Raw genomic sequence first — 18,241 nt, forward strand, 5'->3', positions numbered from 1 at the left:
GCCGAGGAAAACCGATCCCGCGCTGTCGATAGCAGGAAGCAGGGCATCCGGGTCGCGGGTCTGAATAATTAAGTGCTCCGGACCATATTGATTGCTGATCGCCACACAGGTATCCAGGTCGCGGGCAATAATAATCCGGCTGGCCGCCAGCGCCTGACGGGCAATCTCTTTGCGTGATAATAATGCCAGTTGCTTGTTCGTTTCTTCTGTCACCCGTTTCGCCAGCGTTTCATCCGGCGTGACCAGCACTACCTGAGAATCCGGACCGTGTTCGGCCTGAGAGAGCAAATCGGCTGCAACAAATACCGGGTTTGCGCCGCTGTCCGCGATCACCAGAACCTCTGAAGGACCAGCCGGCATATCAATAGCTGCGCCGCCGATAGCCTGGCTGACCTGACGTTTTGCTTCCGTCACATACGCATTGCCGGGCCCGAAAATTTTATCTGTTTTCGTGATGCTTTCTGTCCCGAACGCCATAGCGGCAATGGCTTGTGCGCCACCGACCTGATAAATCGTTTCCACACCACATAACTGCGCGGCATATAAAATTTCATCAGCAACCGGTGGCGGGGAGCAAAGAATGATCCGGCGGCACCCGGCGATTTTTGCCGGAATCGCCAGCATCAGCACAGTTGAGATAAGCGGTGCGCTGCCGCCCGGGATATACAGCCCGACACTGTCCACCGGACGCGTAACCAACTGGCAACTGACGCCGGGCTGGGTTTCCACATCAATAACCTGCGGGATTTGGGCTTCGTGGAAACGGGTAATATTACGTTTCGCGATCGCCATTGCGCTTTTCAGTGAGTCCGTTAACCGGTCTGCGGCAGCGGCGATATCGGCGGCACTGATTTGCAATTCAGTTATCTGTATTTTATCAAAGCGGGCGCTCAGTTCACGCAGTGCGGTATCACCCTGTTGGCGCACATCACTGATAATATCAGTCACCACGCGGCTGATATCAGCGGATGCCGCCATTGCCGGGCGCAGAAGAACATCCGCCTGTTGCTGTGTATTCAGTTCGTCCCAGCGGATCAGGGTGTTAAAGATAGTTGCAGGCATCAGTGTTACTCCATCATTTTTTCAATCGGCAGAACCAGAATGGAGCTGCACCCGAGTGCTTTCAGTTTCTCCATGGTTTCCCAGAACAGGGTTTCACTGCTGACCATGTGCATTGCCAGCAGATCCGGCTCTCCGGCGAGCGGTAACAGCGTCGGGCGCTCAGCACCCGGCAGCAGGGCTATTACATCATCCAGACGGTTTGCCGGGGCGTGCATCATGATATATTTGGACTCACGCGCCTGGATAACACCGCAGATACGGGTCATCATCTTGTCGATAAGCTGTTGTTTTTCTTCTGCCATTTCACCGTCCCGCTGGATAAGACAGGCTTTGGAGCGGTAAATCACTTCCACTTCGCGCAGTCCGTTCGCTTCGAGTGTGGCACCGGTGGAGACCAGATCACAGATAGCATCAGCCAGCCCGGCGCGCGGGGCAACTTCCACAGAGCCGTTCAGCAGGCAGGATTTGAAAGGAATGCCTTTCTGATCTAAGTAGCGCTTGAGCAGGAACGGGTAAGAGGTCGCGATGCGGCTGTCCTGAAGGCACTCAACACCGCTGTAATTAAAATCCACCGGTGCGGCGAGAGAGAGGCGGCAGGTGCCGAAGTCCAGGCGGCGCAGTGTGAAATAGCGCGGGTTTTGTCCCTGAGCCTGACGGCTTAATAATTCCTCTTCCAGTACGTTTTCCCCGATAATGCCCAGGTCAACTACACCATCCATCACCAGCCCCGGGATATCGTCATCACGGACACGCAGAATATCGATTGGCATATTTTCGGCGAAAGCGATCAGGCGCTGCTGTTGTAAATTAATTTTTATGCCGCAGCGTGACAGCAACTCGCGGGAATCGTCACTTAAACGACCTGATTTCTGAATGGCTATCCGTAAGCGCGATTTATCTAACATTTTGATTATCCTTTAATTTTATTATTCTCCGGGTATAAAAAAACCCCCGGAAGGTAAGCTTCCGGGGGTTCTCTTTTGCACGCATGCCACCGGAAGACTTTACATAGTCTTCCAGCACCAATTGCCTGAAAGACTAGTCAGGATGATGGTGATGGTGATGGCTGAACTGAATGCGTGTCATGGTAATCTCTCACTGTTGATTTAGTTGTCATCATGAATACTATTTGTCACGATGATGATAACGGTGCTATTAATTTGCTTGTCTTTCAACCTATAGAACTCGTCCGTACTTTGCAACTTCTTTTTTTCTTAAAAAATAAGCTACTGAGAGGTCAATCACGATGAAAACAGTTTCAATTGCAGGGCTGGGCTGGCTCGGAATGCCGCTGGCACAGCAACTGACAGATATCGGTATTCATGTCAAAGGGACAAAAACCACACCCGATGGTGTGGAAGCAGCAACAATGTGTGGTATTGAGTGTTATCTGCTGAATTTAACACCGGAGCCGGAATGTGATGCTGACGATCTGGATGCATTTCTGGAGACTGATATTCTGGTTATCACATTGCCGGCATCCAGAACAGCGGGTGGCGGATATCAGTATGTGCGTGCAGTCCAAAACCTGGTGGATACTGCTGTGGCGCGGGGTGTATCACGCATTATCTTTACCGGATCAACGGCTGTTTACGGCAATCAGACCGGGCGGCTGACAGAAAAAAGCGCGCTGCAACCGGTGACTGAATCGGCGAAAGCGATAGTCGATATTGAATATTGGCTGAATGCACTACCGGGTGTCTCTGCGGATATTTTAAGGCTGGCGGGGCTGGTGGGGCAGTTTCGCCATGCAGGGCGCTTTCTGGCAGGGAAAACAGAGGTAAAAGGCGGGGAACAGGCGGTAAACCTGGTGCATCAGGATGATGTGATCGCCGCAATCCGTTTGCTTATTCAGCGTCCGCAGGGCGGGCATGTCTATAATCTGTGTGCGCCTCAGCACCCGTCACGGGCGGAATTTTATCAGGAGGTTTCCCGTCAGATTAATTTGCTGCCACCGACTTTCAGGGCAGATGATCACTCTGAAGGCAAAATTATTGACGGCAGCCTGATCTGCCGGGAACTGGGTTTTGAGTATCAGTACCCTGATCCCGGACGGATGCCGATGAGTGAGTAAGCCTTAACTGACCGGCAGGGCAACGATATCTTTGTATGCCGGTCGGCTCATTATCTGCGCATACCAGCGTTCAAGATGCGGGAAGTCCGGTCTGTCCTGACACACTTCCCGCCACGGATAGAGCAGCGGCACCAGTGCGATATCAGCAATACTGAAGGTATCTCCGGCGATATAGTTCTGCTGTGACAGTGCATCATTGAGCATGGCAATCAGGTGATTCAGTGCCTGTTTCAGTTCCTCTGCTTTTGCCGGATCACGTTGTTCTGCCGGGGTTCTCACCAGCAATCCCATCATGGCTTTGATATACGGAAACAGACTGCCGTCTGCCCAGTACATCCATTGTGCCGCCCGGGCCCGGAACTCGGCATTGTGCGCCAGTAGTGTGCCGTCATCGTATTTATCCGCAAGATAACTGAGGATAGCATTTGATTCCCACAGAATAAATTCACCATCCTGATAGGTCGGAATGCTTTTATTCGGGTTCATCGCGGCGAATTCCGGGGTATCCAGACCGCCGAAAGGCCCGCCGATATCTTTTTGCTGATAAGTCAGCTTCAGTTCAGTCAGACACCATAAGATTTTCTTGACGTTAGACGAGTTTTTTCTGCCCCAGACGGTTATCATAGTGACTCCTGTTGATGAAAATGCAGTGACTTGTGCTTAATACGGATGATCTTGTGTCATGAAGTGTAAATATTCACATGAAATCACCTTAATAGGAAGAATCGCGCTAAATTGTTGGTGGTGTACTATTTAGTAAATGAATATAGTATTCATTATCACTGAGTTATCTATACCCTTATTCATTCAAACCGCAGGTTCGTTGGCTGCACTCAACCAGCCGGGTCACATAGTTTATCTATGCTCCCCGTCTGATTTCCCTTGCCGCCTGCCTGCAATTTGAATGACGTTGGGTATATACTATTTTGTCACGATGTACAGGGTCAAAAGAGGGAGAAGTAATGCAGACAGTAATCAGTTTACGCGTAACCGGTTTGTTCAGCGGACTGGCTTTCGGATTTTTAAGTATCAGTAATGCGTTCGCGGTTGAAACACCGGCGGCTCCGGAAGTGGATGCAAAAGCTTATGTTCTGATGGATTATAACAGCGGGAAAATATTGGCATCAAATAATGCCGATGAGCGCTTGGATCCTGCGTCACTGACAAAAATAATGAGCAGTTATGTGGTCGGGCAGGCGATTAAAGCCGGGAAAATCAGCCCTGATGACATTGTGACCGTCGGTAAAAATGCCTGGGCGACCGGCAATCCGGTGTTGAAAGGCTCCTCTCTGATGTTCCTCAAACCGGATGACCGCGTAAAATTAATCGATCTCAACAAAGGCATGGTTATTCAGTCCGGTAATGATGCGAGCATTGCGCTGGCGGAATATGTATCGGGCAGCCAGGAAACCTTTGTTTCCCAGATGAATATCGATGCAAAACAAATTGGACTGACAAATACCTACTTTAAAACGGTTCACGGGCTGGATTCCGAAGGGCAGTACAGCACCGCGCGGGATATGGCGCTGCTGGCGCAGGCACTGATAACTGATGTGCCTGATGAATACAGTATTCATAAAGAGAAAGAATATACCTTTAATAAGATCCGCCAGCCGAACCGCAACCGCCTGTTGTGGAGTACCAATCTGAATGTGGATGGTGTGAAAACAGGGCATACCAACGGTGCGGGACACAACCTGGTGGCATCGGCAACAGATGGTCCGATGCGCCTGATTTCTGTGGTGCTGGGTGCGCCGAGCGACCGTGTCCGGTTTGCTGAGAGTGAAAAAGTGCTGACCTGGGGCTTTCGTTTCTTTGAAACCGTCACCCCGGTGAAAGCCGATACACCGCTGACCACTGAACGCGTCTGGTTCGGGGATATTTCAAAAGTGCCGCTGGGGGCTGAAAAAGATATCTATGTCACTATCCCGAAAGGCAAACTGAAAGATCTGAAAGCCTCTTTTGATCTGGACAGCACAACATTAGAAGCGCCGCTGGCGAAAAATCAGGTGGTCGGGAAAATTAATTTTATCCTCGACGGACAGGTGATCGATCAGCGCCCGTTAGTGGTACAACAGCAAGTTGAGGAAGCTGGCTTCTTTGGGCGTATCTGGGATTATATTGTCCGCTTCTTTGCCGGGCTGTGGAGCTCAGTCTTTGGTTAATTACGATTTTGATTAAAATAAAGCCGGACGGAGTAAACTTTGTCCGGCTTTATTGTTTGTGTCCGCTGTTATTACTATTCTGTTACCTGATTACCCCTCAAATTCAGCTATACATAAGTCTCTTACTCAGAAAGGGCCGATCGTCCCGGCATAAACTCTGAATGCAGGCTTGATACGGTTTCATCCCGGGCTGTCAGCTGCAACTTGAAAGCTATAGGGTATATGGTATCGTACGCGTCAGAAATACCTTTAAGAGAGCCCGTCACGGTGGAAAAAAAGAAAACCTTCCCGCAGCAGAAAAGCGGCTTGCACCCGCGTAACCGTCATCGCTCGCGCTATGATTTCCCGGCGCTGATCGCCAGCTGCCCTGCACTGGAGCCGTTCGTCAAGCCGAACGCCTGGGGCGACATCTCGGTAGATTTTGCCTCACCTGCAGCGGTTAAAATGCTCAACCGTGCGTTGCTGCAACATTTTTATGGCATTGAACACTGGGACATTCCCGCCGATTATCTGTGCCCGCCGATCCCCGGGCGTGCCGATTATTTACACCATCTGGCCGACCTGTTGGCGACCGGCAACGGCGGTGAGATCCCCCGTGGTAAAGGCGTGGCGATCCTTGATGTGGGCATTGGCGCCAATTGTATTTATCCGATCGTCGGCCAGCGTGAATACGGCTGGCGTTTTACCGGTTCGGAGATTGATCCGGTATCGCTCAATGCGGCCAAAATGATCGTGGAGATGAACCCGACGCTGAGAAACGGCGTGCGTCTGCGTTTGCAAAAACAACCCGAATCTATTTTGAACGGTATCATCGGCGTGGCGGAGAAATTTGATGCCACACTGTGTAATCCACCGTTCCACAGCTCTGAACAGGAAGCGCAAGCCAGCACCCGCCGCAAACTGCACAAGTTGGGTAAAGGCGAGGTAGCTGACACGCCGGTACAGAACTTTGGCGGTAAAAATAAAGAGCTATGGTGTGAAGGCGGTGAAGAAGCCTTTGTGCGTAAAATGGTAGAGGAGAGCGTTAGCCTGGCGCAAAACTGCCTGTGGTTCACCTCGTTGATTTCTAAAAACACTACCCTGCCTTCGATTTATCACGCGTTGAAGCTGGCGGGTGCGGCCGAAGTCCGGACCATTGAAATGGCGCAGGGGCAAAAAATCAGCCGCTTCGTGGCCTGGACTTTCCACGACACACAACAGCAGGCCGCCTGGGCGGCAGAACGCTGGCGTTAATTTCTCCGGTGCCGGTTATTTAACCGGCACCGATAAAACTTCGCATTTCCCTTTCAATTTCTGCATGTTGCGTTATTCTCAATATGTCTTCCGATACTAAAAATCTTAAAAAAGTTATTTATTCAAACTACAATAGTTATCTTACTTAATTGATGTTATTAACCGGTTCTTTTTAATTATACGGAAAGGTAATTTATGTTTGATCATAAAAAAGGTTCTTTGTTAACCCAATGCGGTAATCAGATTTATTTTGAAAGTACCGGTGATGAAACAGGAAAAGCGGTTGTTTTCCTGCATGGCGGTATGCAGTCAATCGCGTCATTTAATCCGTTACTGAATTGTTTGCCGTCGTCAGGATTGCGTTATATCGGGATAGATACGCGCGGACACGGGCGCTCCACACTGAACGGCCCGCTGAGCTATGCTGATATCCAGGCTGATGCAGAAGCGGTTTTGCAACACCTGAATGTGGATGAGTGCATTGTCATTGGCCACAGTGACGGCGGGACAGTGGCGCTGAGAATGGCATTATCCGGCGTGGTGAAAGTCAGTAAAGTTGTCTGTATTGGTTCTCAGTGGAATATGGAAAAGGATGACCCGGCGCTTGAGATTTATGACACACTGACCGCAGAAGCATGGCAGGCGCAATTTCCTGAGAATGTCGCTGAATATGAAGCACTGAACCCGGCGCCGGATTTAAGCCATCTGATCAGTGAATTAGTTTCACTCTGGACGGATATGAGTGAAAAAGGCTATCCGGGCAATGATATTGATAATCTGTCCGTTCCGCTGTTGATTATCCGGGGTGATGACGATTTTCTTATGTCGCGTGAACACGCGTTTGCGCTTGCGGAGCGCGTGGAGTCTGCAGTGTTATTTAATCTGCCGTTTGCCGGCCATGCAATACATGAAGAGTGTCCGGCTGTGACCGGTGACATTATTACGCAATTTTTGGCGGTATAACCCCCGCTATTGTGTTTTTAACCTGTAATTTATCGCGGTATCCGCTAAATTACCCTGTTGAAATTCGTATAAGATCCGATATTACTCCTGATATCGGATTTTTTTATGAAAAATAGCCAGTATTTTATACCCAACGTCATTCAAAATGTGGGCAGGCGGCAAGGGAAGATCGACGGGGAGCATAGATAAATTATGTGACTCGGCGATCTTTACGTAGCCAACGAACCTACAGTTTGAATGAATAAGGGTATATACACCGGTTAATAAGGGATTACGGGAATGGGGATTGTATTTATTATTGCGCTGGTTATTGCTGCGGGCGTGCTGTTATGGTGTCGCCGGGTCTGGTGCAGGATTAACCGTCTTCAGGAGCCGCTCAGTGAGTCGTATGCAGAGATAGACGGTAAGTTGCGTCAGCGGGCAGATAAAATTGCACAACTGGTGGCTATCACAGAAAAAAACGGTATTCAGGATGGCATACTGTTTATCACATGGCAGGATGTGTATTCTCGCTATGTACAAGCCGCGACACTCAATGACAGTGTCCGTGCCGCTAATGATATCAATAATACGTTTTATCATATTATGACGCTGGTGCAGACACATCCGGCACTGATTGCTGATCCGCAGTTTGTCCGGCTTCAGCTGGTTATTTGTGATATTGATGATGCATTGCGCCCGGGAGTGGATGCATTCAATGAGGCAGTTATTCACTATAATCAGTCAGTTCAGCGTTACCCGGATGTGCTGATAGCACATTTGTTTGGTTTCGGTCCAAAAGTATGGCTGGAGCTCTCCTGAACCACCGCCGGAAACAGTTCTGAAATTAAAAAGCCCTGCAACATAGATAGTTGCAGGGCTTTTTTCAGTTGTCTGAGAAGATTAATGTATTAATCAGTCACACTGTACTTTAATTGCCAGACCGCCCTGAGAGGTTTCGCGGTATTTGGCATTCATATCTTTACCGGTTTCATACATGGTTTCGATAACTTTATCGAGGCAGACGCGCGGCTCACTGGTGCGGCGCAGCGCCATACGGGCGGCATTGACGGACTGTACTGCGGCGATAGCATTACGCTCAATACAGGGTACCTGAACCTGTCCGGCAACCGGGTCACACGTCAGACCGAGGTTGTGCTCCATCGCAATTTCAGCCGCAATAAAGACCTGCATCGGACTGCCGCCCAGCAGCTCAGTCAGACTCGCTGCCGCCATTGAACAGGCAACACCCACTTCGCCCTGACAGCCCACTTCCGCACCGGAAATGGAGGCGTTCATCTTATACAGTGAACCAATCACACTGGAGACCAGGAAATAACGGGTATACGCGTTTTCATTCACCGGGCGGATAAATTTATCATAGTATGACAGCACGGCCGGGATTATCCCGCATGCGCCGTTTGTTGGTGCGGTAACCACACGTCCGCCGGCGGCATTTTCTTCGTTTACAGCCAGCGCATACATATTGATCCAGTCAATAACCTGCATAGGATCGGTGGTGGTGTTATCACTGGTAACTAACTGACGACGCAGTGCAGCTGCACGACGCGGTACACGCAACGGACCCGGTAATAACCCTTCAGTGGTCACACCGCGCTCGATACCGGCTTTCATCACATCCCAGACAGCCAGGAGGTGAGCGGATAATTCTTCTTTAGTGTGCAGCGCCATTTCATTTTTCATCACCAGAGCTGAGAGAGAAAGCCCTGTTTCATTGCAATGCTTTTGTAAATCGGCAGCGTATTTATACGGATAAGGCACCGGCGTTGCGTTGTCCGCAGACTGACCGAAATGCTCTTCATCGACGATAAAGCCACCACCGACAGAGTAATAGGTTTTCTTCGACAGTAATTCATCGCCGTTAAATGCACTGATTGACATACCGTTTTCATGCAGCGGCAGGTTTTCTTTGTGGAAGTTCATCCCGTTATCACGCGGGAAATCCACTTCGTGGCGCAAGTTTGCCAGCAAAAGGCGTTCACGTTCTTCAACATCCCTGATAAAGCCCGGTATCGCGTCAATATCAACCGCATCCGGCAGGTTCCCCGCGAGTCCCATGATGATAGCAATATCTGTCGCGTGACCTTTCCCGGTCAGAGACAAAGAGCCGTATACATCAACCTGAACACGGGTTGTTTTTTCCAGCAATCCGGCTGCGATAAGATCATCAGCGAATTGTTTACCTGCTTTCATCGGACCGACAGTGTGAGAACTTGATGGACCAATACCAATTTTGAAGATGTCAAATACACTGACCATATTGCTCGCCCCCTATTTGTTAAGGCGTAAATGAATAGTGTCGTGAAGATTCACGAAGCCGTTACCTTTCAGTTCCGGCTAATTATTTTTGTTTGCTGTTGCCCGCCGGAGAGAGCAACAGCAATACTGCTGTTATACGAAAACCATCTGATACAAATTGTAGAACACTGCTGAAATGGCAATAAGACCCATTCCAACCACAAACACATTACTCAGGTGACCGGAATACTTACGCATTGCAGGTACTTTGCTGATAGCATACATCGGCATAATAAACAGCAACATAGCAATAACCGGACCGCCCAGGGTTTCAATCATCCCCAGAATGCTCGGATCTAACGTCGCGACAATCCAGGTGGTGATTAGCATAAACAGCGCCGTCAGTTTATTCAGTTTAGACGGTGCTATGCTTTTACCTTTGGTACGTAATGCTTTATTAACCAGGCCATTAAAGCCTTCACGCGCACCCAGGTAGTGACCCAGGAATGATTTAGTGATAGCAATAAATGCGATGAATGGCGCGATATAGGCAATCATCGGGTTTTGGAAGTGGTTAGCCAGATAAGACAGAATGGAAATATTCTGATCTTTTGCTTCCTGTAAGTTCTGTGGTGACAGGCTCAGTACGCAGCTGAACACAAAGAACATGACGGTCAGCACCATCATGATGTGAGCATACGCCAGGATGCGTGAGCATTTTTTCTCTGCATTCTCACCATATTCTTCACGTTTTGCGACAGCAAACGCAGAGATGATAGGTGAGTGGTTGAAAGAGAACACCATGACCGGAATCGCCAGCCATAACGTCACCATCAGACCATGACCGGTTACACTGACGGTATTGCTGTCAAATGTGAGTGTTTTGAATACATCGGTGCTCCAGTGCGGCACCAGATACAGCGCCAGTACCATCAGAACCGCCACAAACGGGAATACCAGCACACTCATCGCTTTGACAATAGCGGCTTCACCGAAGCGGACAATACACATAATCCCGATAATCAGTATCAGTGACAAAATAATGCGTGGCGGTGCCGTCATGTGCATCTGGTTGACGATAAAGCTGTCGACGGTGTTGGTGATAGCCACAGCGTACACGAGCAAAATCGGGTAAATCGCGAAAAAATAGAGCAGAGTTATCAGACCACCGGCGCGTGAGCCGAAATGTTCTTCAACGACTTGCGTGATATCTTCGCCCGGATTTTTACCGGATAACACAAAACGGCACATGCCGCGGTGTGCGAAAAACGTCATCGGGAAGGCCAGAATTGCCATGATAATCAGCGGGATCAACCCGCCGATACCGGCATTAATAGGCAGAAAAAGTACGCCTGCGCCGATAGCGGTTCCGTACAGTCCGAGCATCCAGACAGTATCGGATTTGCGCCATTTACGGTAATCATTGCTGGTGTCAGTCTTGCTGACCACAACCTGCGGTTGTGTTGTATCCATAGAAGTCTCCAAAATTTACAACAATAACAACTAAAATTTTGCACGATAAGCTGTGCAGCAATGCGTCTCTGAAATAGGGTCTATGTACGTAACCAGGTATACTCGTCATACTTCAGGATGCCTGTGTGTTGACTGCATGCATCCCGAATTATTCAGAGTATAAAAATAGTAAAGCAAAAATATGCCTGTAATTGCTTACCGGCAAAAAATAATAAACAGCAGTGACCTGATATCTTAAATTGATAAAAAGGGTCTCCGCTTTAATGTCGTATTTAACAATAACCAGAAATTGATAACTCTCTTTCTGATAGCGAAAATGTACCTTTTTTCAGTCGAAAACACCGTGATCATAGTCTCAAATGCTATAAATCCAAGTGAAACGGTACCTGTTGCAAAATTTGATAAAATTGTTAATCCACATTTGCGGAATGGAACATATCAAAAAGGCATGCAGGCGAAAAAAATGGCAGATAATGATAGTTCCCTCTGTTTTTTATTTAATCAAATTAATTTATTCATATATTAATAAATATATGAAAAATAAATTCAGACTCTGTTTATGAATAGCAAACAGTGCTGTTTTTACAGCATAAAAACCTGATTGATTGTAGGGTTTATATCAATAATCCGTTGTTTTTTATCGAAAAAAAACTCATGGTAACGGTGTCGTTCTGTGTCCGTTTCTGAGTGAATTATTCTGCCGGTCCACTATAAATTTACCGCCGGATTTTCGCATAATAATCCGATGGTTAAAATAATTATTTCTGTCGCGAATTAAGTGGTATGAGTGATATTGGTGCTGTGCAAAGCTGAAATGTTAAATAAGTACCAGCATTATATTCTGTTGACTAAATCAGCGGTATTTTTGGTGTAAAACGGCAGGAAAATAAAACGTCGGTTGGGTATATATTAAAACCTCCGTCCAAAAAAATACCGGCGTACCGGCCGGTATTCTCTGATTCATCCTTCATGGCGTTGGTTTGCCGGCAAAAGGCGTTTACGCTCTCCGGCATCCCTGATAAAGCCAGGTCCCGGACCTACCGTGCGGGAACCCGCCGGAGAGGGCTGGAGTCATGTATTTATGAACCAAAAAACAGCTGATACAGATTGTAAAAGACAGCTGAAATTGCAATAAGACCGATCACAACCACAAACAGATTACTCAGATGACCGGCATATTTACGCATAGCAGGGACTTTGCGGATAGCGTACATGGGCATGATAAACAGCAGCATGGCAATAACCGGGCCGCCCAGGGTTTCAATCATTCCCAGAATGCTCGGGTCCAGTGTGGCAACAATCCAGGAGGTTACCAGCATAAACAGTGCAGTCAGTTTATTCAGTTTAGACGGTGCTATGCTTTTACCTCTGGCGCGTAATGCTTTGTTAACCAAACCGTTAAAGCCTTCACGGGCACCCATGTAGTGTCCCAGGAATGCGTTGGTGATAGCAATAAACGCGACTAACGGCGCGATATACGCAATCATCGGGTTTTGGAAGTAGTTCGCCAGGTAAGACAGAATGGATATATTCTGATCTTTCGCTTCCTGTAAATTGAGTGGTGACAGGCTCAGTACACAACTGAACACAAAGAACATCACTGTCAGTACCATCATAATGTGAGCGCATGCCAGAATGCGTGAGCATTTTTTCTCTGCATTTTCGCCATATTCCTGACGTTTTGCGACACTGAATGCTGAAATAATCGGAGAATGGTTGAACGAGAATACCATCACCGGAATCGCCAGCCACAGCGTCACCATCAGACCACGGCCGGTCTCACCGGGAGAGTAACTGCTGAAAGAGAGCGTATCAAATATCGCCGTATTCCAGTGCGGGATCAGATAGAGCGCTAATACCATCAGAACGGCCACAAACGGGAATACCAGCACGCTCATTGCTTTGATAATCGCGGCTTCACCGAAGCGGATAATACACATAATCCCGATAATCAGTACCAGCGACAGAATAATGCGCGGCGGTGCTGTCATATGCATCTGGTTGACAATAAAGCTTTCCACCGTATTGGTGATAGCCACACTGTAAACCAGCAGGATTGGATAAATAGCAAAGAAATAGAGCAGGGTGATAAGGTTCCCTGCTCTGGCGCCGAAATGCTCTTCAACCACTTCGGTAATATCTTCACCCGGATTTTTACCGGATAATATAAAGCGGCACATGCCGCGGTGCGCGAAAAAGGTCATCGGGAAGGCCAGCACGGCCATAATGATAAGCGGGAGCAGCCCGCCGATACCGGCGTTAATCGGCAGAAACAGTATACCGGCACCAATAGCCGTACCGTACAGTCCGAGCATCCAGACGGTATCGGATTTACGCCATTTGCGGTAATCATTGCTGGTATCAGTCTTGCTGACCACGACCTGCGGTTGTGTTGTTTCCATAGATGTCTCCAAATTTACAACAATAACAACTAAAAATTGCACGGTGATCTGTGCACGAAATGTGTCTCTGAGGCAGGGTCTATGTACGCAACCGGATAAAAATAAGTAAAACGGGAAAGTTACCTGTAATTGCTTACCGGTAAAAATAATAAACAGCAGCGACCTGATATCTGCAATGAACAAATAAGGTCTCTGCATTAATTCATATTTAAAAAACCTGAGATTGATGGCTTTATTTTTTGTATTGAAAATGTACTGTTTTTCAGTGAAAAGCACTGTGATCTTTATCTCAATTGCTATAAATAACATTAAAATTAGCGTTGTTGCAACATTTAATAAGGTTGTTAATCCGTTTTTGCGGAATGGTGTATGCCGAAATAGCATAGGTGATTAGATGTTTTGCAATAATGTCATTTTCGCCTGTTTTTTATTTAAACAAATTTATTTGTTCAGATATTAATTAGTATATGCGCTGAACAGTATCGTATTATTACAAAATAGAGATAAACCGGATTACCACCGGATAAAAACCATTATAGCAATAGGGTTTATATTTTATTACTTATTGTTTTTAAACGGAAAATAATTCCGTCATTGAGTTTGTGGTGACACAAGGTGTATCCAGGGGATCCGGTAGTATGAAATAGAGGGATATATAATGGTTATATTGTGTATCCCGGATGATTAAAATAATTATTTTAATCGCGAATTAAGTAACCTGAGTGATACTGGTGTCAGACAGAATAGAAATGTTAAATAAATGGCAGAGTAATAGTCTGCGAACAAAAATAATACTGTCAGCAGTGGAGCAGTGTGGCTTAAAAAATATCAACGGTACCGGAAATAATTAAATGCGGATAAAAAAATACCGGCACATTTGCCGGTATTCTCTGTGTTATGTTTGTTCAGTTATTCCTGTACCCAACCTTTACGGATAGGCAGAGAAAAACAGCGCCGGTAAAGTGACTGGAGCTGATTTTGCAGTGGCTGACCAAACCGGCTCCAGAGAAGCTCAGTCAGTGCGCATGCAATAAGGACAGTAATCAGTGCGCCCAGCATATCAACCGGCCAGTGAACACCGAGGAAAACCCGCGACCAGGCAACAATCAGCGCCGGGATCATCAGCAGAAGACCTGGCCGGAGATTGCACCAGAACAGGCAGCCCAGCGCAAAGGTAAACACAATAATGCCGTGGTTGCTCGGGAACGATGCGGTTGGTGCATGTTCAAGAAAACTGTAGCCGAAAGGCTCGGCAAACGGACGGGCGTGCGGATACAGTGTGCCGATAATCCATGACAGAGTAAGACCAATCAGTAAGGTCACGGCACTTTTACATACAAAGCGGCGCTGGCGGGGCATATTGTCAGGCGCTCCGCGCAGCCAGAACCCGGCAGCAACCAGCGGAAACAGCAATACCAGATATTTTGCTGCCAGTGTGGCAAGCACTATCCCGGAATGCGGGGTTTCCGGTGTGGCATTGATCAGAAGAAACAATGAATGATTCAGATTTTCCAGCACAATAAATTCCTTAATACTCACCTGTGAAAATATACAGTCTGACATAAAATGACGCGTCAGATTATCCATCTTACACAGTAAGGTAAAGAAAAAATGTCTTGGTTAATCGTGCTATTACGTAAAACTGCATAAAATTGACAAAAGCTGAAGCAAGCCGGTGGCGGGGGATATACTCAACGTCATTCAAGATGCAGGCAATAAAAAACCCGGTAGTAAAACCAAATTGGTGACTACCGGGCTATCTCAATCTTGAGGATATTCAAAGAAAAGCAGTGGCACTAATTCAGACTGCGCGGGGGAGGGAAAGTTCGAAATATTATTAAAAAAAATGAAAATATTTTTTTGATATGATAAATCAACAGGATGCGGGGAGTAAAAAAGCCGTTTCCCGGAGAGAAACGGCCTGAAAAATTAGCTGAACAGACCGAGATTGGCTTTGGCGTATGCTTCGAACTCAGTACAGCCGCCGATGTGTTGCTCGTCGATGAAGATCTGAGGAACGGTTTCCACCGGTTTACCCACAGTTTTGGATAAATCAGCTTTGCTGATGCCTTCGGCCTGGATATCAATGTAGCGATAATCAAAGTCTTCGCGCTCAGTTTTCAGTTTTTCTGCGATCTCTTTCGCACGCACGCAATAAGGACAACCAGGACGGCCGAAAATAACGGTATACATGAAAAGCTCCTTCATTCATTAGTAATCACCGGAAGCGGTGCTTTGATAGGGTAAATTATGCCTGTATCATTAATGATAAGAAAGCGGGTTGTGACGATTTGTGTGGTCGGCAGCATCAATGGATCAGCTATACCCTTATTCATTCAAACTGCAGGTTCGTTGGCTGCGGGAAGCCAGCCGGGTCACATACTGATGTATGCTCCCCGTCTATCTTTCCTTGCCGCCTGCCTGCATCCTGAATGACGTTGGGTATAGGCATAATGAGATAACGACAGAGGATAAAATGGAAAAAAAACAACCACGGCAGATGCGATCACTCGGAGATATGCCGCGCGGGGTGATTATCTGTGAAGTTATTGGCGTTATTTTACTGATCCTGGTGTACCTGGCTGTCAATGACCACATTGCACTGCCTGAGTTTTTGCGCAGCAAAAACGCGCTGATGGCGATGGCGTTTACCGGGTTGGCGTGTCTTATCCCTGCAGCGGTAAATATTGTATGGCGGGCAGTAAGTACGCTTCCGTCGATTGGCATTGACAGTAAAACAAAGACAGAAAAAAAAGGACCGCAGGATAAAAATGAAAAAAAGCAATAAAATGTTATTCCCCTTTGCATTTTTCAGCTAAGATCGTTCATTGGTCGGCGGGTTGGAGTATCATGCGCGCCGTGCTGTTCGTTTTTTTGGTTAAAAGGCTTCAGATTCATGATCATTCCCGATCTTCCGGTATTACGTAAATGGCTGGATCAGCTACAACATACCTGCTTTGAATGCGACTCCTGTGAGGCGCTGCATTTGCCCCACATGCAAAATGTGGATGGTGTGTTTGATGCGAAAATTGACATTCTTGATGACACGCTGGTTTTCTCGGCACTTGCCGAGGTCAGACCAACCGCGATTATCCCGCTGATGGCAAACCTGAGTCAGATCAACGCCAGCTCTCTGTTGGTGAAAACATTTATGGATATCCAGGATTCTGCCATGCCGAAACTGGTCGTCTGTTACTCCGTGCCGCTGGCAGCGGGACTGACGTTTGAGCAGTTCTCTTTGTATCTTCAGCAAATGGAAGAGCAGGTCGGGGCGGTTGTTTTTGAGTTATTCAGCAATAATATGCTGTTTGACCCGAATGACACGGAGCCTGAACCCGGAGATGAATCAGAAGATGAAGGTGAAGAGACTTTTCACGCTGATGATGCGCCTTCTCCGGTTATCCATTAACTGCCTGCCCAGAATTTTCTGTCCCGGGAAATCACCATGCATTGCCCTCAATATTCAGCCGGCCGCTGTCGCTCCTGTCAGTGGCTTGATAAATCATACAGCCGGCAACTTGATGATAAACAGCAGGATCTGCACGCGCTGTTGTCACCATTTTCAGTACAGAGCTGGTTAACACCTGCCCGCAGTGAAGAAACCCAATTCCGGAACAAAGCGAAAATGGTGGTTAGCGGCAGCGTTGAGCGCCCGGTATTCGGCATTGTGACCGATAATGAGCCGGTGGATTTATCAGATTGCCCGCTTTACCCGCCGCACTTTTCAGATGTCTTCACTGCACTGAAGCCCTTTATCGCCCGCGCCGGGCTAACGCCTTACAATGTGGCACGCCGCCGGGGTGAACTGAAGTTTCTGCTGCTGACACAAAGCCGTGCCACCGGTGACATGATGCTGCGCTTTGTATTGCGCTCAGACAAAAAAGTGGCTCAGTTACAGGCCGCCTTGCCTGAATTACAGGCTCAGTGCCCGCAGCTGACGGTGATTTCCGCCAATATTCAGCCGGTACCTATGGCGATTCTGGAAGGGGAGCAGGAGATTATCTTTACGCCTGAACAGGCGCTGGAAGAGATCTTTAACGGCATTCCGCTTTATATCCGCCCGCACAGTTTTTTCCAGACCAATCCGGTGGTTGCCGCACACTTGTATCACACTGCAGGGGAGTGGGTGCGCGAGCGCGGGATCACCCGTTTATGGGATCTGTTCTGCGGCGCAGGTGGCTTCGGACTGCATTGTGCGGATAAAACCACACACCTGACCGGCATTGAGATAAGCCCGGAGGCGATAGCGTGTGCCACGCGCTCAGCCGAGAAAATGGGACTGGAAAATGTCACGTTTCAGGCGCTGGACTCCTCACAGTTTGCACTCGGAAAATCCTCTGTACCTGAATTGGTGCTGGTTAATCCGCCGCGCCGGGGCATTGGCAAAGCGCTGTGTGACTATCTCAATACTATGGCACCGGATACTATTATCTATTCCAGTTGTAATGCACAGAGCCTGGCGCAGGATCTGATGTATCTCCCGCTTTATCAGCCGGAACGTGTACAGCTTTTTGATATGTTCCCGCACACCGCACATTATGAAGTTTTGGTACTGCTGACCAAAAAATAAACGGTACCGCATTTTGCAATGCGGTACCGTTTACAGGGCGTAATTTCTTTTGATTAACAAC

18 protein-coding genes and 1 other annotated feature are annotated in these 18,241 nt (G+C 47.8%); of the genes, 8 read left to right on the forward strand and 10 right to left on the reverse strand.

Features of this window, described 5'->3' with window-relative positions:
- The 3 genes from hisD to hisL all read right to left on the reverse strand — a co-directional run.
- On the reverse strand, window positions 1-1,062 hold a 1,062-nt coding region (gene hisD / locus ACMHKJ_RS10160), incomplete at its 3' end, for a histidinol dehydrogenase (protein WP_413493642.1).
- Between the two features lie 5 nt (window positions 1,063-1,067).
- Window positions 1,068-1,967: an ATP phosphoribosyltransferase gene (hisG, locus tag ACMHKJ_RS10165; RefSeq protein WP_413493644.1), complete on the reverse strand. Its 900-nt coding sequence runs from the start codon at window positions 1,965-1,967 to the stop codon at window positions 1,068-1,070.
- Window positions 1,968-2,001: 34 nt separating this feature from the next.
- Window positions 2,002-2,125, reverse strand: a sequence feature (His leader region).
- The gene (hisL, locus tag ACMHKJ_RS10170) at window positions 2,101-2,148 is read right to left on the reverse strand and encodes a his operon leader peptide (RefSeq protein WP_101495319.1); all 48 of its coding nucleotides are present in this window, start codon (window positions 2,146-2,148) and stop codon (window positions 2,101-2,103) included. Its footprint overlaps the feature before it by 25 nt.
- Before the next feature lie 160 nt (window positions 2,149-2,308).
- Between hisL and ACMHKJ_RS10175 the strand changes: the two genes are divergently transcribed.
- A complete protein-coding gene (locus ACMHKJ_RS10175) occupies window positions 2,309-3,136 on the forward strand; it encodes an SDR family oxidoreductase (RefSeq protein WP_413493646.1) in 828 nt (275 codons plus the stop codon).
- A gap of 3 nt (window positions 3,137-3,139) precedes the next feature.
- Here ACMHKJ_RS10175 and ACMHKJ_RS10180 read toward each other — a convergent pair whose 3' ends face one another.
- Complete coding sequence (locus tag ACMHKJ_RS10180; protein WP_413493648.1) at window positions 3,140-3,760, reverse strand: glutathione S-transferase family protein; 621 nt, start codon at window positions 3,758-3,760, stop codon at window positions 3,140-3,142.
- Window positions 3,761-4,098: 338 nt separating this feature from the next.
- On the opposite strand from ACMHKJ_RS10180, the gene ACMHKJ_RS10185 reads away from it, so the two are divergent.
- The 4 genes from ACMHKJ_RS10185 (at window position 4,099) to ACMHKJ_RS10200 (ending at window position 8,298) form a co-directional block, all read left to right on the forward strand.
- The gene (locus ACMHKJ_RS10185; RefSeq protein ID WP_413493650.1) at window positions 4,099-5,301 is read left to right on the forward strand and encodes a serine hydrolase; all 1,203 of its coding nucleotides are present in this window, start codon (window positions 4,099-4,101) and stop codon (window positions 5,299-5,301) included.
- Window positions 5,302-5,568: 267 nt separating this feature from the next.
- Entirely contained in the window at window positions 5,569-6,534 is a 966-nt protein-coding gene (gene rlmF / locus ACMHKJ_RS10190; RefSeq protein WP_413493652.1) for a 23S rRNA (adenine(1618)-N(6))-methyltransferase RlmF, read from the forward strand.
- A 195-nt stretch (window positions 6,535-6,729) separates the two neighbouring features.
- The gene (locus ACMHKJ_RS10195) at window positions 6,730-7,497 is read left to right on the forward strand and encodes an alpha/beta fold hydrolase (RefSeq protein ID WP_413493654.1); all 768 of its coding nucleotides are present in this window, start codon (window positions 6,730-6,732) and stop codon (window positions 7,495-7,497) included.
- 279 nt (window positions 7,498-7,776) lie between these two features.
- A complete protein-coding gene (locus ACMHKJ_RS10200; protein ID WP_413493656.1) occupies window positions 7,777-8,298 on the forward strand; it encodes a LemA family protein in 522 nt (173 codons plus the stop codon).
- 93 nt (window positions 8,299-8,391) lie between these two features.
- On the opposite strand, the gene ACMHKJ_RS10205 is transcribed toward ACMHKJ_RS10200, so the two are convergent.
- The 6 genes from ACMHKJ_RS10205 to ACMHKJ_RS10230 form a co-directional block, all read right to left on the reverse strand.
- Window positions 8,392-9,756 (reverse strand): L-serine ammonia-lyase, encoded by a 1,365-nt coding sequence (locus ACMHKJ_RS10205; RefSeq protein WP_413493658.1) that lies wholly within the window; start codon window positions 9,754-9,756, stop codon window positions 8,392-8,394.
- Window positions 9,757-9,888: 132 nt separating this feature from the next.
- Window positions 9,889-11,208: an HAAAP family serine/threonine permease gene (locus tag ACMHKJ_RS10210; RefSeq protein WP_413493660.1), complete on the reverse strand. Its 1,320-nt coding sequence runs from the start codon at window positions 11,206-11,208 to the stop codon at window positions 9,889-9,891.
- A gap of 1,079 nt (window positions 11,209-12,287) precedes the next feature.
- On the reverse strand, window positions 12,288-13,610 hold the full coding sequence (locus ACMHKJ_RS10215) for an HAAAP family serine/threonine permease (protein ID WP_413493662.1): 1,323 nt from the start codon (window positions 13,608-13,610) through the stop codon (window positions 12,288-12,290).
- Window positions 13,611-14,519: 909 nt separating this feature from the next.
- Complete coding sequence (gene ybjG / locus ACMHKJ_RS10220) at window positions 14,520-15,128, reverse strand: undecaprenyl-diphosphate phosphatase (protein ID WP_413493664.1); 609 nt, start codon at window positions 15,126-15,128, stop codon at window positions 14,520-14,522.
- A 411-nt stretch (window positions 15,129-15,539) separates the two neighbouring features.
- Window positions 15,540-15,803, reverse strand: a complete 264-nt coding sequence (locus ACMHKJ_RS10225) for a GrxA family glutaredoxin (RefSeq protein ID WP_067364212.1) — start codon at window positions 15,801-15,803, stop codon at window positions 15,540-15,542.
- An 11-nt stretch (window positions 15,804-15,814) separates the two neighbouring features.
- Window positions 15,815-15,946 carry a hypothetical protein gene (locus tag ACMHKJ_RS10230; RefSeq protein ID WP_413493666.1) on the reverse strand — a complete coding sequence of 44 codons (132 nt, stop codon included), beginning with the start codon at window positions 15,944-15,946 and terminating at the stop codon, window positions 15,815-15,817.
- A 140-nt stretch (window positions 15,947-16,086) separates the two neighbouring features.
- Here ACMHKJ_RS10230 and ACMHKJ_RS10235 point away from each other — a divergent pair, with 140 nt between their 5' ends.
- From ACMHKJ_RS10235 to rlmC, 3 genes are all read left to right on the forward strand, one after another.
- On the forward strand, window positions 16,087-16,398 hold the full coding sequence (locus ACMHKJ_RS10235) for a DUF1418 family protein (protein WP_413493668.1): 312 nt from the start codon (window positions 16,087-16,089) through the stop codon (window positions 16,396-16,398).
- A 108-nt stretch (window positions 16,399-16,506) separates the two neighbouring features.
- Window positions 16,507-17,019 (forward strand): type III secretion system chaperone family protein, encoded by a 513-nt coding sequence (locus tag ACMHKJ_RS10240; RefSeq protein WP_413493670.1) that lies wholly within the window; start codon window positions 16,507-16,509, stop codon window positions 17,017-17,019.
- 36 nt (window positions 17,020-17,055) lie between these two features.
- On the forward strand, window positions 17,056-18,180 hold the full coding sequence (rlmC, locus tag ACMHKJ_RS10245; RefSeq protein ID WP_413493672.1) for a 23S rRNA (uracil(747)-C(5))-methyltransferase RlmC: 1,125 nt from the start codon (window positions 17,056-17,058) through the stop codon (window positions 18,178-18,180).
- The last annotated feature ends 61 nt before the right edge of the window (window positions 18,181-18,241 follow it).

Source organism: Morganella psychrotolerans, assembly GCF_965118875.1.
Lineage (GTDB): Bacteria > Pseudomonadota > Gammaproteobacteria > Enterobacterales > Enterobacteriaceae > Morganella > Morganella psychrotolerans_C.